The sequence below is a fragment of the Variovorax sp. 278MFTsu5.1 genome (assembly GCF_048305045.1).
Lineage (GTDB): Bacteria > Pseudomonadota > Gammaproteobacteria > Burkholderiales > Burkholderiaceae_C > Variovorax > Variovorax guangxiensis.
On record NZ_CP157622.1, the window covers coordinates 4,698,083 to 4,711,152 of the forward strand.

A 13,070-nucleotide genomic window follows, 5' to 3' on the forward strand; every position below is an offset into this window, starting at 1 on the left:
TCCATGACGGAGCAACGCCATTCGGCATTGGCCATCCACCCCATCGCCGTCGAGGAAGGCGACGGCGAGCAGCTGCTGCGCCGCCGGCAGATCGTGCGGCGCACGCGCTGGCTGGTGCTGATCGTGCTGGTGCTGCTGGCGCTGGGCGCGGCGCGCACCGTGTTCGTGCGCATCGCCAACGCCCGCGCGCTGGAGGCCGGCACCGCCGAGCGCGCGAAGCAGTACGTGCAGACCGCCCTGCCCCGCATGCCCACCGCGGGCCAGACGCTGTCGCTGCCCGGCACGCTGCAGGGCTTCGTGCAGTCGCCCATCTCGGCGCGCGCCAGCGGCTACCTCAAGCGCTGGACCAGGGACATCGGCAGCCGCGTCGAAAAGGGCGAGCTGCTCGCCGAGATCGAGACGCCCGAGATCGACCAGCAGCTCTCGCAGGCCGTCGCCGCCCGCGCGCAGGCCGCCTCGGGGCTGGAGCTGGCGCGCAGCACGGCAGATCGCTGGGAAGCGCTGCGCAAGAAGGACGTGGTTTCGCAGCAGGACCTGGACGAGCGCCGCAGCGCCGTCGCGCAGGCCACCTCCAACGTGGCGGCGGCCGACGCCAACGTGCAGCGCCTCAAGCAGACCGAGGGCTTCAAGCGCGTGGTGGCGCCGTTTTCGGGCGTGATCACGCGGCGCAACGTGGACGTGGGCGACCTGATCGACGCGGGCGCGGGCGGCGGCGCCGGGCGCGCGCTCTTCATGCTGGCGCAGACCGATCCGCTGCGCGTGTACGTCAACGTGCCGCAGGCCTACGCGCAGCTGGTGAAGGCCGGCCAGCCGGTGGTGGTGACGCAGGCCGAGCTGCGCGGCCAGGCCTTCAAGGGCGAAGTGGCGCGAACCTCGGGCGCCATCGACACGACCACGCGGATGATGCAGGTAGAGATCTCGCTGCCCAACAAGGACGGCGCGCTGCTGCCGGGCGCCTATGTGCAGGTATCGCTGCCGCTGGCGGCGAGCCGCACGCTCACCGTGCCGGCGAACGCGCTGCTGTTCCGCGCCGAGGGCACGCGCATCGCGGTGGTCGATGCACAGGGCCGCGTCGGCCTGCGCGCTGTGACGCTGGGGCGCAACTACGGCGAGAACGTGGAAGTGATCGACGGGCTCCAAGGCACCGACCGCATGGTGCTGAACCCCTCCGACTCGCTGGCCGAAGGCGACATCGTGGCTGTCGCGCCTGATCAGCCTCCTGCCAAGGCGGCGCCTGCCGGGGCGAAGAAGGAGCCGGCGTGACGCTGGCGCGACTGCCCTGCGCGGCCGCCTGCGCCGCACTGCTCATGCTCGCAGCCGGCTGCGCCGTCGGCCCCGACTACAAGACGCCCGACACCCCCCTGCCCGTGAGCTGGAAGCTCGAGGAGCCGTGGCGCGTGAGCACGCCCAGCGACAGCGCCGACAAGGGCCCCTGGTGGAAGCGTTTCGACGACGCCACGCTCGACACGCTGCAGGCGCAGGCCCTGGCCGGCAGCCCCACGCTGGCCATCGCCAACGCGCGGCTGGCGCAGGCACGCGCCACGCTGGCCGCCACTTCGGCCAGCCGCTATCCGCAGCTGGGCCTGGGCGCGCGCGCCTCGCGCCTGAAGATCTCGGCCAACCGGCCGCTCACCAACTACGCCACCGCCAATTCGTCGACGGTGCAGAACGACTTCGCCGTTTCGCTGAACGCCAGCTACGAACTCGACCTTGCGGGCCGCGTGCAGCGTACCGTCGAGGGCGCGGCGGCCTCCGCCGAGCAATCGGCCGCCGACCTCACCAACACCAGGCTGCTGCTGAGCGCCGAGCTCGCCAGCAACTACTTCAACCTGCGCTCCACCGACATCGAGCTCGACGTGCTCTCGCGCTCGATCGGACTGCAGCGGCGCGCGCTGGAGCTGGTGACGGCGCGCCACGACCTGGGAGCGGTATCGGGCCTGGACGTGGCGCAGCAGCAGGCGCTGCTGGAAACCACGCTCACGCAGGTCGACGTGCTGAAGAAGCAGCGCGCGCAGTACGAGCACGCGCTGGCCACGCTCACGGGCACGCCGGCGCCCAACTTCTCGCTGCCGGTGGACCTGCGCGAAATCAAGCCGCCCGCGGTGCCGCTGGGCGTGCCGTCCGAAATCCTCCAGCGCCGGCCCGACGTGGCTTCGGCCGAACGCGCAATGGCGGCTGCCAACGCACAGATCGGCGTGGCCACGGCCGCCTTCTATCCGAGCTTCGTCATCTCGCCCACCGTGGGCGTGGACAGCCGCCTGATCGAGACGCTGTTCAACGGCCCCAGCCTGCTGTGGTCGGTGGGCGTGTCGGCCACGCAGGTGCTGTTCGACGGCGGGCGCATCCGCGCGAACGTTGACTTCGCCAAGGCCGGCTACGACGTCACCGTGGGCAACTACCGCCGCACCGTGCTCACGGCGATGCAGGAGGTGGAAGACGGCATCACCGGCCTCTCGGCGCTCGACAGCGCCACCACGCAGGCGCAGTCGGCCGTGACGGCGGCGCGGCGCGTGCTCGACATGGCGACCAGCCGCTACGAAGGCGGCGCATCGACGTATCTCGACGTGATCACCGCGCAGCAGTCGCTGCTGACGGTGGAGCGGCAAGCCGCGCAGCTGCAGGGGCAGCGGCTGCTGACATCGGTGTTCCTGGTGAAGGCGCTCGGTGGCGACTGGTGCGGCACTGACACGGCAGGCGCGCCGTCGAGCTGCCCCGCCCTCGATCGGACCGCCAAGGCCGGCTGATCGACGCGCGGCTCAGCCGGCAGGAGCCCCCACGGAAGCCGAACCCCAGTCCTGGCTGGCGGCAAGCTTCTCCATCGCCATCTCGACGAAGGCCGACACCGCATGCGGAATGTGGTGGCGGCTGGCGTAGATCACGCTCAGGCCACGCCCCGCCCGCCTGTACTGCGGCAGCACCGGCACCAGCCGGCCGGCGGCGACGTCGGACGCCACCAGGATCGACGGCAGCGCGGCAATGCCCAGCCCCGCGCACGCGGCCTTGCGCAGAACGTCCTGCATGTTGCTGACGAAGCGGCCCCGCACGCGCACGTCCTGCTCCGCGCCGTCGGCGTCCAGCAGGCGCCAGGTGGCGTAGCTGCCCGCGTCGGGCGGCGGCGTCACGCAGTGGTGTTCGCCCAGCTCATGCAGGCTGGCAGGCTGGCCGTGCGCGACCACGTAGCCCGGGCTTGCGAAAAGGCCGCCGTAGCTGGCGAACATCCTGCGCGTCGCGCTGCCCGCATCCCGCAGCGGGCCGCCGCGAAAGGCGACGTCGATGCGCTCGGCGACGAGGTCGGCCGCCGCGTCGCTCAGGACGAAGTCGATCCGCACGCGCGGATTCGCGGCGAGGAAGCCGGACACCCAATCCATCGGGAAGAAGTCGAAGAAATTGCTGGGCGCGGCCACCCGCACCGCCCCGCTCGGCTCCTGGCTGCCCGCGAGCTGCAGTTGCCCGGCGGCCATGAGCTCGTCGACCGCGGGCAGGCATCGCTCGAGAAAATCCTGCCCGCCGCTGGTCAGCGCCAGCTTGCGGGTCGAACGCTGCAGCAGGCGGGTGCCCAGGTGCGCCTCCAGCTGCCGCACCCGCCGGCTCAGGGTGGCGGAAGGCATGCGCAGGTGCCGCGCGGCTTCGGCAAAACTGCCCAGCCGCGCCACCTGCACGAACATGGCGACTTCATTGAGATCCAGCACCGGAGACTGCCTGCGGCTTTCTCAGAAGTCCATCAGCTTGTCGACTTCCTGCGTCTTGCGGCGCGCGAGTGCGAGGTTGGCGCGCTGCTTGTCGAGCACCACGTAGAGGAAGAGTCCCTCCTTCACCGACGAGGGCCGAAGGATGTGGTACTGCCTGCCGAGGGTGATGAGCATGTCCTCGATCACGTCGCTCAGGCCCAGCGCGCGCATGGTCTTGAGCTTGGCCCGCACCACCTCCGTGTTGCCCGCCGCGGCGATCTCCATGTCCATGCCCGAACCCACGCTGCCGAGGATCATGCCGCTGCCGGCGTCGACGACGGCAGCGCACATGGCCCCGTCGATGGTGAGGATGTCTTCGAGCGTGTGCTTGATGGAAGCCAAGTTTTTCTCCAGAAAAGTCGTTGAAGTCGAGTGAGGGGGTCGCTGCGTACGGGAAGAGACCCGCGCGCCACGCAGACGCGCGCGAGGAAATCGGTCGTCACACCTCGGCGAGTGCCTTGGCGAGTTGGGCGGCGCGGTACGCCACCATCGCGGGAACGGCGCTGTCTCGCGCCAGCACGTTGATCACGAGGTCGGCGTCGCGGCGATGCACGCTGTGGAACACCGCGAAGCCCGAGTCGGTGAGCACCATCACGCTCTCGCGGCGGCCGAGGCGGGCCTCCTGCGACACCACGTCTCCGATCGCCACGATGGAGCTGCCCATGGCGGCCACGCGCGCCGGGTCTGCGTCGCCGGCGGACGCGGAGGCCACGTCGAAGCCGTCCGCGGTGGCGACCACCACCGCCGTCACGCCGCTCAGCTCTTCGACCAGCTTGCGCGCTTCGCGCAGCGCGTGCGCCGTGGCAGTCCTGGACAGGCCGTGTCTGGTGCTCACTCTTCGTCTCCCCGCATGTCGGCTTCGAGTTGCATGAGCAGCGTGTCGATCAGCACAAGCACATCGCTCCTGCGGCGCACGTCCACATCGAGAACGGGAAACACCCGGCCGGTGGATGCGAGCCGGTCGGCATAGTCGTCGAGGGTGGGCACGGCGTGGGACTGCATCCGCCCCACGCCCACGACGCAGGGCAGTGTCCGCAGATGCTCGGCGAATCCGTCCAGGTACACGCACAGGTCGGCCAGCGGATCGGGCCGCGAGTTGTCCATCAGCACGATCAGGCCCAGCGCGTTCCTCGCGAGGATCTTCCAGAGAAAGTCGAAACGGGCCTGCCCGGGCGTACCGAACAGGCGAACGATGTCGCCGTTGTCCAGCGTGAGCTGGCCGTAGTCCAGCCCGACCGTGGTGCGGGCCTTGTCGATGGACGCGTCGGAACTGCGCACGTCGGTCACGACCGGCGCGACCTCGCTCACGAGGCCGATGGCCGTCGTCTTGCCAGCGCCCACGGAGCCCGTGACGAGGATCTTGTGCTCCCTCATGGCGCGCGCAGGCCCAGCCGGCGGCGGATGCGTTCGATGAAGCTGCGCGCGAAATCGCCGCCGCGCAGCGATCCGTCGCTGCGGGATATGGCCGGCGGCAGCGCTTGTGCCACACGCAGCTCCAGCACGCCTGCCTTGCGCAGCTCGTGCAGGAAGGCCACGCACTGGGAGAAAGGCAGCTGGCTGAGGTCGGCCAGCTCGGTCGCGTTCAGTGCGCGCCGCGACAGCAGGCTCGCCATTCGGATGTTGTCGAGGTCGTTGCGCAGCAGCATGGCCGGCGGCCAGCGGCGCAGCATGAAATGCTCCGCGTCGGACACCTCGACTTCCAGCGCCGTCTGCTCGTGCAGCGTGAGGCCGCCGGGCTGCGCCTCGCGCAGCGCGTGCTCGATGCTGCGCAGCCACTGCTGCAGCCTGTCGGCGCGGATCGGCCGCTCCATGGTGCCGGGCTGCCACCCCGCGTTCATGCTGGTGAGCCTGAGCACGGCGGCGGCCATGCTGCCGGCCAGCCCGGGATATTCATGCTCCGCAGAAGAGCCGTCGACCAGCAGCGCGTCGTAAGGCGGCGCGTCGACCAGCTGCCAGGCGAAGCCGGGCTGGCCCGCAGAGAGCCTCATGATCGTGCGGATCAGGACCGCCTCTGCCATGGGCAGTTTGTGGATGCCGAGCCTCAGCATGGCGAGCTTCCTTGCGCCACGCTCATCTCAGTTCATAGCCGGCACTTCGCGCCAGTTCAGCAGGCGCAGCGAGATGCCGCTGGACAGGTCCGCGTCGACCTTCTTCGTCTCGCCCTTGGTGGTGCCGGCGACGATGCGGGTGGTGCCGTCCACACTGACGAAGCGCAGGTCGATGACCGAGTTGGAGACACTCAAGAAGCCGGTGGTAGCGGGCAGGAGCACCGACCTGCCAGTTCCGTAGTTGACGGCGTAGACCCGGCTCTGCCCCGAGGGGCTGCAGGCATCACCCGTGGTCAGCAGGCTGGAGAAGCCCACGATGCCGTTGAAGGCGACCGGGTTGATCGCCATGCGCCAGCCCACGCCGCCGGTGGCACCCAGGTCGAGGTACCAGCCCTTGGAAGTGTTCGACAGCGTGATGCCCGCCGTCACGTCGCTTACCTGCGTGAGCTGGCTGCGCACGACGGGCGTGCTCACGGTGCTGAAGGCACCGGCCGTGCCGTCGAGGATGGCGTAGAAGGTCTGCGCCGCCGTCGAGTTCACGTCGGACGAGTCGAGCAGCCTGCCGGTGCCCAGCAGCACGAAGCGCTTGCGCGATACGGGGTGGATCTCGATCAGCGGCGCGGTGGTGACGGGCTGCGCGTTGCTCGAAGCATCGGTGAGCGTGGCCAGCAGGGTCGGTGCCGGGTAGGCGGCGGCGGTGCCCTTCTCGGCCGTGAGGTCGAAGCGCCAGAGCTGGCCGTCGAGGTCGGCGGCGTACACCGAGTCGGTGGTGTTGTCGCCGAAGTCGGCGACATAGGCCGAGGCCTGGGTCAGCCCGTTGGAGGAAGTGGGCGTGGCGATCTTCTCCAGCAGCGCGCCGGTCTTCGGGTTGACGATGTACAGGTAGCCCTTGCCGTCGCTGTTGTTGTAGCCCGAGGTGAGCATCACGACCCAGCCGTACTTCTTCGTCTTCACGACGATGGGCGCGCCGTAGCTGTAGCCCATGGTGGTGTCGGTGAACTCCCACTTCACCTTGGCGGCAACGGCGGCCTCGGTGCTCATGCTGGCAGGGTCGGTCACGTCGATGGCGTAGTAGCTCTTGCCGCCCTTGCCCAGCCCGCCGATGAGCAGCGAACGCCAGTCGGCACCGGTGCCGTCGCTCTTGGTGGTGAACACGCCCCCGGCACTGCCGAAGTCGATGTCGAAGGCCAGAGGTGTCGCGTCCACGTAGTAGTGGTGGACGTAGCTGGGGTTGCCGAGCTGCGCCAGGCCGTCGACCTGCGGCGTGCCGTTGGGGCCCTGGAAGAGCGCGCTGGGCACGTAGGCGAACTGCTCGGTGCCGGCTGTGCTTCCGGTGAGCGCGCCGTTGAAAGCGTGCAGCATGCCGTCGTTGGCGCCGACGTAGACCATGGCGGGACGCGCTTTCCACTTCGTCTTGAAGGCGGCGTAGCCCGGATTGCTGTTCTCGGAGTAGGTCGAGCCGGGCGGTCCCACGGGCGTCACCTTGGCGTCGACGATGTCGCCGAGCAGCAGGTTGCGGCTGCGCAGCGCCTTGGTGCTGCCGGTGGCGGTCGAGGTGCTCTCGTTGGTGCGGTCGCCGCGCAAGTAGTTGAGATAGTCGGTGGCGGTGTTGCTCTTCGCGTAGGAAGGCGCCAGTGCCGCCAGCTGCGCGCTGGTCACGCTGGAGGCGCGGAAGGCCACGCCCTGGGTTCCGTTCCAGGTGGCAACGCGGCGCGCGGTATCCCAGCCGCCGCTGGCGAGCTGCGCCTCGAGCGTGGTGCTGCTGGTCCATACGGTCGCGGTGGACGGCGTGCCGTCGCTCGCGAAGCTGATGGTGCTGGCCGTGAGCACGCCGGTCCATCCCTTGGAGTCGTACTGCGACGCGTACGAGGCACTGCCGGTGGAGGACACCTGTGCGCTGGAGAGCGAGAACGAGGTGGTGAAGGCCTGGATGGCGTTGGCGATGTCGATGAAGGCGGCCTTCAGGCCGCTCACCATCTGCCCCGCGTTGCCCGCGAGGAAGTAGTTGTCGGGCCGCAGGCGGGTGGTTCCGTTCATGTTGATGCTGTCGCCCGAGGTGTTCCACCAGCTCTGCGTCAGCGCAGTCTTGGTGTTGGCGGGGTCGTAGCTCGATGGAACGCTGAAGCCGCCGTACTTGGCCGCGAGGTAGTACGGGTTCAGGTCTTCGGCCCGCTGGTATTCCATGACGTCCATCCAGTAGGTGGAGATGTTCTGGACTCCGGTCAGGTCGGGGCGGATGTCATTGACGTGCACGCCGTAGGCAAGGCCTGCGATGTAGTAGGTCGAGTCGGTGCCGCCGGTCTTCCACCACGGCGTGGGCGTGGTGAAGCCTTCCAGCGTCTGCAGGTTCTTCGTCCAGGTGTCGGCCTTGTTGAAAGTGTCCGAGGTGACGGCCGAGGGCGCGGCGCGCCCGCTCTTGGTGATCGAGCTGCCGCCCACGTTGTAGTCGTAGTGGGTGTGGTCGTCGCCAATGCCCAGGATGAAGTTCTTCTGGCACGAGTAGGCGATGGGGTCCTTGCCGCTCCAGTCGATCACGGCGGGAAAGCCGTCGAGCTTGGCGTCCCTGCCGGCCGCGCCGATGGCCACCGAGTTGGTCCACTCGGACACGTTGCCCAGGTTCTCGAAGTAGCGCACCGTCGCGTAGTAGAGCTCGCTGACGTTGTCGTACGTCATGTAGGTCTTGGCGGCTTGCCCGAACTTGTTCAGGTAGTTCATCACCCCACTCTGCGAAACACCGCTGGCGGTGGCGGAAACGGCGTCGGGGTTGGTGTTCATGACGCCGGTGGTGGCGTCCCACTCGCCGCGCGTGTTGGTGACCACCGAGGTGGAAAGCGGCTGCGGGTACGTCGGCCCGATGAAGCCCATCGGCGCGCGCATCACACCGCCCTGCTGCGTGTTGCCGCCCGCATTCAGGTAGGAGAAAGCACCGTAGCGGATCTTGTTGGCGTTCTGCTGCAGCAGGCCTTCGGGTTTGTAATTGGTGCCGTACTTGACGCAGTTGGCCTCCACGCCGCCGGCGGACGAGGACGAGTCGCAAACCTTCACGCGCACGTAGACCTGGTAGACGGACTTCCCGCCATTGTTCTTGTTGGCGCTGTCGAGATCGCTCAGGTCGGAAGCGGTGCTGGTGGAGTCACCCGTGCTGGTGAACGCCATGGTGTTGCCGCGCGACCAGATGCTCGAATTGAACTTGCTCCAGTTGCCGAACGGCGTGACGGACGAAACCAGCGACGTGGGCAGCTTGTGCCCGGAGCCCTGGTCGGTGCCGCGCAGCGGGAAGTTGCCCAGCCCGCCCTGTGCGGAACCCCAGGCTTTTTCGAGAATGGTCAGCGTGGTGGTGTCGACGCTGCGATAGCCGCCCGACAGCGCCCAGCGGAACGGGTCGATGGTCTGCATCGTGGCCCAGTTCATGAAATTGCCGCTCCACTGGCCCGAGCAGCTGTGCTTGTTGGTGCCGGTCGATGCGCCCGCCGGCTGGAAGTAGCTGTCGGACGCCGCACCGCCCGACACGGCCGGCGCCACGTACTGGTACGTGTAGCACTTCTTCGGATCGAAGTAGCCGAGGTACTCGGAGGCGTCGGCGTAGTCGCCGAGGTTGGCCACGCTGATGGCGGTGGGGTATTCCACAGACAGCGCAAGCGCCAGGTTGCCCGGCACGTCGGACGTGGCGAACACCGGCTGGTCTGCGAGCTTGGAAGAAGTGGCCGCTGTGCCCGTCCCATGCAGGGCAAGCGAGGCAAGGAAGACTGCGATTGCGGCGAGCGGAGAGCGGTGAAGAACGCGTGTCATGGCGATGCGGTGCTTCTTTCTCAATCTGGCTTGGTGAAGGTCGATTGCAGGAACACCTGCGTGTCGCGCGGGCCGCTGACCCGCATGCTCAGTCGGTAGACGGTGGCCGTCGGCGGGGGCGGCGGCGGCACGGGGCCCGCAGTGCCGCCGCTCGGTGCCGCGGAAGACTGCACGCAGCCGGTGCTGGTGGCAGCGCCGCTGGCGGTGCAGAGGCGGTCGATCACGTATCGGATGCTCACCTGTGCGGTGTTGTCCACGATATCGTTGCTCGTCTTGCCCACCGAGGCGAATGCAGTGTCGTCGAGCAGCGCGGTGGGCATGCCCTGCGCGTTGGTGTCGAGCTTGCTCGCCTTGAAGTTCTCGCCCGGCACGTCGGCCGTCGCGGTGGCCAGCGCGCCGCCGGTGGCGAACTTGGCGAGCACCGCGGACACCGCCCTCTCCCCCTGGTTCACGAGATCGCGCCTGAAGGCCAGGTTGCCGGCGGAAGTCAGCGAGCTGTGCATGGAGCGCACCACCGCGACGCCACCCGCCAGCAGGATCACGAGGACAATCAGGCAGAACAGCAGCACGACGCCGCGCTCCCGCTTCGCCAGCCTTCCGGACATGGTCAACTTCTTCATGGCAGCAGCAGCATGTTTCGCAGCGGGACGGTGAAGTCGACGACCCGGTAGCGGTAGTACGTGTCGTCCGCGCCGGTCAGCTTGACGGTCTGCGCGAGCGACTTCTTCGATGCGTCCACGGCGTCGGAAAACAGCGAGAGCGAGTTGGCCGAGACGACATCGCGTTCCTTGCTCGCGCTGCGCATGACCAGCGCGATGCGCACCGCCACGATCTGCTTGATGGTGGCCGTGGTGGCCATGACGGTGGCGATGTCGTAACCCGTCGAGCCCGGGTCGGCCCAGGCGTCGAGAATGCCGTCGCCGTTGGTGTCCAGGCCGTAGAGGGCGTGCATCTCGATCACGCTGTCGGCCAGCGCCTGCGCGGTGGTGGTGCCGCCGGCCTGCAGCAGGTCGTAGCCGTAGAGCGTGCGGTTGTCGCCCACGCCGAAAAGCTGGAACTGGATGTTGCCGTTCGCCGGGTTACCCAGCGGAGTGACGTAGGTCGAGGTGCTGCCCGCCAGAGTCTCCAGGGAGGTGCTCTTGCCGGCGGTGTAGTAGGTGCCGCCGAGCGTCAACACCTTGGTCGAGGTCCCCGAGACCTGTTCGAGCAGGCAGTCGGCGATGCCGTTCTGGCTGACCAGCACGAGGTCGCCGATGGAGATGCCGACGGTGTTGTCCATGGAGAGCGTTGTGGCGCTGCCGGGGTCGGTGAGGCCGCGCGGCACGCCGCCGGCCACCGCGTCGCCGCCCATGACGACTAACACGTCGGAGCCGGTGTCTGACTGGTTCTTGGCAATGAGCACCGGCGCAACGCGCAGGTTGCTTGCGGACTTGAAGTTCTTCGCGAAGGGCGCGGGAAAGGCGCTGGCCGGCAGCAGCGATGCCGCGTTGAGCTTGCAGCCGAACACGCCCCGATCGGTTGGCTGCGTTGACTGGATCAGGCTGGAGCCGGCGCTGCGCACCGCGCGATCGAGCAGGTAGGCGGCGTAGGCGCCGGCCTGGTCCATGTCGTTGGTCGAGGTGGTCGTGCGCCTTTTTCCTTCCCCGACCGTGATGACGCTGGTGACGGCCAGCGTCACGATCAGCCCGATGACCATGGCCACGAGCAGTTCGATCAGCGAGAGGCCGCGCTGCCGCGCCGGCAGCGCTCCGTGGAAAGCGGGCCTCATGGCAGCGTCACCCGCGTGGTGAAGGTACTGCTCTGATCGGTGCTCGCGCGCGAAGGCGCCTTCCAGGTAATGACGATGTCGACGCTGTTGGAGCCCTCCGAAGTCACGGTGATGGCGCCGTTCGGCAAACCGCCCTGGTCCTGCGCGCTCGCACGCTTCTGCCAGGCCGAGCCTGCGCTGGTGTCCACCGCGGAGACCGACTTGGCCAGCCACATCGCGCTGGCGATGTCGTTGGCCAGCAGAGCGGCGCGATTGCGGTCTTCGGCATCGACCGACAGCGAGATGGCGCGCGCCTGCAGCCCGACGAGGCCGAGCACGCCGAACGAGAAGATCAAGATGGAGACCAGCACTTCGAGCAGCGCGAAGCCCTGTTGCCGCGGGGCGCCACTGGAGGAGCGCAAGGAAGCGGGAAGTCTTTTCTTCATGGGCAACCGTCGGGGGAATCGCTGAGCTTGCGGGCCGGGTCGCACATGCGGATCTGGCCGCCGAGGGTCAGCAGCACACGCAGGGGGCGGTCGGCGCCCGGGGACAGGGAAACGTCGTAGGTCTGCACCGTGGAGCCGGTGTCGCAGCTCGCACCGTCCACGCCGGTGTCGGTGTTCGCCACCACGCGGCCCATGGCGTTGAAGCAGACTGCGGCGGGGCCTGCGATCTGCACGCCGGAGGCGACGTCCGAGAGCACGCCGGACTGCACGAACGCGCTCTTGGCGTCCAGGCTCGACTTGGAAACATTGATCGACCAGCCGCTGCCGTTGGCGACCGCCGTGAGGCTGGTCTGCGGCGCGGCGCTGTTGGTCAGCGAGAACACCATCGGCCGGCTGCGGCGCAGCGCCTCCGACTGGGCGAAGCGCAGCCCGTTCTGCAGCGAGTCGCTCACGGTGCGCACCTTGTTGTTGGCGATCCAGGTGGTGAACGCGGGCATGGCCAGCATCGCGAGGATGCTCATCAGCGCGATCGTCACCATCAGCTCGATGAGGGTGAAGCCCGCGGGCGCACAGCGTGTGCGGCGGCTCATGACGGGCATGCCTGCCCTCGCCGGGTCACCCAGGCCGTGCTGCATCCGGTCCAGCCCGACACATTGGTGATCGTGGTGCCCTGCACGCCGAGCTGGTTCACGGTGAAAGTGAAGCCGCCCGTCGGACCGCTGCCCAAGGCCTGCAGTGTGTAGCTGGTTGCATCCGATGCGGCGCACGACAGCGTGAAGGAGCCGGCGACGCTGGTCTTGCTGCAGGGAGGAACGAAGGTGCCGGTCTTGAGGTAGGTCCGGTTGTCCTGGTAGTAGCGCTCCATGTCGGCGCGCAATGCCGCGAGGCCATTGGTGCCATCGACGAGCTGGCCGCGCAGCACGTAGTCGCGATAGCTCGGCAGGGCGATCGCCGCGAGGATGGCCACGATGGCCACCGTGATCATGGCCTCGATCAGCGTGAAGCCGCTGGCGCCGTGCATGGGGCTCGCCCGTCGCCCGCTTGCCGGCCGTTTCGCCGCACTCAAAGACCGTATCCGCATCCGCGTTCCTTCCCTGACCAAGAAATCCACTCATTCCCAAAAACCGGGAAGACGATGAAAATGAATGAATTGGCCCTGCGCTCGTAGACTCGTCCAATTCAAGGCAATCCAGGCATGCGCCCCTGAACGGGCGAATTTGGATTTCTACGCACATGCCCGCCGACGGGCGGCATGTGACAATTGTTTACCGTCTTTGTAGCTTTCTACTAGCGCTCGAAATGAGATTCAGCT

Annotated in this window: 13 protein-coding genes; 2 read left to right on the top strand and 11 right to left on the bottom strand. The window is 68.1% G+C overall.

Annotated features, from left to right (window positions below):
• Positions 1–3: 3 nt before the first annotated feature.
• Positions 4–1,263 carry an efflux RND transporter periplasmic adaptor subunit gene (locus tag ABL844_RS21875; protein WP_418128875.1) on the top strand — a complete coding sequence of 420 codons (1,260 nt, stop codon included), beginning with the start codon at positions 4–6 and terminating at the stop codon, positions 1,261–1,263.
• Between the two features lie 44 nt (positions 1,264–1,307).
• Positions 1,308–2,744, top strand: a complete 1,437-nt coding sequence (locus ABL844_RS21880) for an efflux transporter outer membrane subunit (protein WP_418131934.1) — start codon at positions 1,308–1,310, stop codon at positions 2,742–2,744.
• A 12-nt stretch (positions 2,745–2,756) separates the two neighbouring features.
• Here the strand turns inward: ABL844_RS21880 and ABL844_RS21885 are convergent, their stop codons facing one another.
• The 11 genes from ABL844_RS21885 to ABL844_RS21935 all read right to left on the bottom strand — a co-directional run bounded on the left by ABL844_RS21885 (position 2,757) and on the right by ABL844_RS21935 (position 12,779).
• Positions 2,757–3,689: a LysR family transcriptional regulator gene (locus tag ABL844_RS21885; RefSeq protein WP_418128876.1), complete on the bottom strand. Its 933-nt coding sequence runs from the start codon at positions 3,687–3,689 to the stop codon at positions 2,757–2,759.
• A 21-nt stretch (positions 3,690–3,710) separates the two neighbouring features.
• Entirely contained in the window at positions 3,711–4,070 is a 360-nt protein-coding gene (locus ABL844_RS21890; protein ID WP_418128877.1) for a hypothetical protein, read from the bottom strand.
• 97 nt (positions 4,071–4,167) lie between these two features.
• Positions 4,168–4,563, bottom strand: coding sequence for a roadblock/LC7 domain-containing protein (locus ABL844_RS21895; RefSeq protein ID WP_418128878.1), 396 nt, complete (start codon positions 4,561–4,563; stop codon positions 4,168–4,170).
• On the bottom strand, positions 4,560–5,102 hold the full coding sequence (locus tag ABL844_RS21900; protein WP_418128879.1) for a GTP-binding protein: 543 nt from the start codon (positions 5,100–5,102) through the stop codon (positions 4,560–4,562). Before ABL844_RS21900 ends, ABL844_RS21895 begins: the two co-directional genes overlap by 4 nt.
• A complete protein-coding gene (locus ABL844_RS21905) occupies positions 5,099–5,776 on the bottom strand; it encodes a hypothetical protein (protein ID WP_418121679.1) in 678 nt (225 codons plus the stop codon). Before ABL844_RS21905 ends, ABL844_RS21900 begins: the two co-directional genes overlap by 4 nt.
• A gap of 27 nt (positions 5,777–5,803) precedes the next feature.
• Positions 5,804–9,565 (bottom strand): pilus assembly protein, encoded by a 3,762-nt coding sequence (locus ABL844_RS21910; protein WP_418128880.1) that lies wholly within the window; start codon positions 9,563–9,565, stop codon positions 5,804–5,806.
• Between the two features lie 20 nt (positions 9,566–9,585).
• A complete protein-coding gene (locus ABL844_RS21915) occupies positions 9,586–10,185 on the bottom strand; it encodes a pilus assembly PilX family protein (RefSeq protein ID WP_418128881.1) in 600 nt (199 codons plus the stop codon).
• Positions 10,182–11,333 (bottom strand): PilW family protein, encoded by a 1,152-nt coding sequence (locus tag ABL844_RS21920; protein ID WP_418128882.1) that lies wholly within the window; start codon positions 11,331–11,333, stop codon positions 10,182–10,184. Before ABL844_RS21920 ends, ABL844_RS21915 begins: the two co-directional genes overlap by 4 nt.
• Positions 11,330–11,758 carry a type IV pilus modification protein PilV gene (pilV, locus tag ABL844_RS21925; protein WP_418128883.1) on the bottom strand — a complete coding sequence of 143 codons (429 nt, stop codon included), beginning with the start codon at positions 11,756–11,758 and terminating at the stop codon, positions 11,330–11,332. Before pilV ends, ABL844_RS21920 begins: the two co-directional genes overlap by 4 nt.
• Complete coding sequence (locus ABL844_RS21930; protein WP_418128885.1) at positions 11,755–12,348, bottom strand: pilus assembly FimT family protein; 594 nt, start codon at positions 12,346–12,348, stop codon at positions 11,755–11,757. The genes pilV and ABL844_RS21930 overlap by 4 nt, the downstream gene beginning before the upstream one ends.
• Entirely contained in the window at positions 12,345–12,779 is a 435-nt protein-coding gene (locus ABL844_RS21935; protein ID WP_418128886.1) for a type IV pilin protein, read from the bottom strand. The genes ABL844_RS21930 and ABL844_RS21935 overlap by 4 nt, the downstream gene beginning before the upstream one ends.
• Between the last annotated feature and the right edge of the window lie 291 nt (positions 12,780–13,070).

Bases quoted from the DNA above. Each gene is read 5' to 3' on its own strand.
- ABL844_RS21875 (WP_418128875.1), top strand. From the start codon at position 4: ATGACGGAGCAACGCCATTCGGCATTGGCCATCCACCCCATCGCCGTC.
- ABL844_RS21880 (WP_418131934.1), top strand. From the start codon at position 1,308: ATGCTCGCAGCCGGCTGCGCCGTCGGCCCCGACTACAAGACGCCCGAC.
- ABL844_RS21900 (WP_418128879.1), bottom strand. From the start codon at position 5,102: ATGAGGGAGCACAAGATCCTCGTCACGGGCTCCGTGGGCGCTGGCAAG.
- ABL844_RS21905 (WP_418121679.1), bottom strand. From the start codon at position 5,776: ATGCTGAGGCTCGGCATCCACAAACTGCCCATGGCAGAGGCGGTCCTG.
- ABL844_RS21910 (WP_418128880.1), bottom strand. From the start codon at position 9,565: ATGACACGCGTTCTTCACCGCTCTCCGCTCGCCGCAATCGCAGTCTTC.
- ABL844_RS21915 (WP_418128881.1), bottom strand. From the start codon at position 10,185: ATGAAGAAGTTGACCATGTCCGGAAGGCTGGCGAAGCGGGAGCGCGGC.
- ABL844_RS21920 (WP_418128882.1), bottom strand. From the start codon at position 11,333: ATGAGGCCCGCTTTCCACGGAGCGCTGCCGGCGCGGCAGCGCGGCCTC.
- pilV (WP_418128883.1), bottom strand. From the start codon at position 11,758: ATGAAGAAAAGACTTCCCGCTTCCTTGCGCTCCTCCAGTGGCGCCCCG.
- ABL844_RS21930 (WP_418128885.1), bottom strand. From the start codon at position 12,348: ATGAGCCGCCGCACACGCTGTGCGCCCGCGGGCTTCACCCTCATCGAG.
- ABL844_RS21935 (WP_418128886.1), bottom strand. From the start codon at position 12,779: ATGCACGGCGCCAGCGGCTTCACGCTGATCGAGGCCATGATCACGGTG.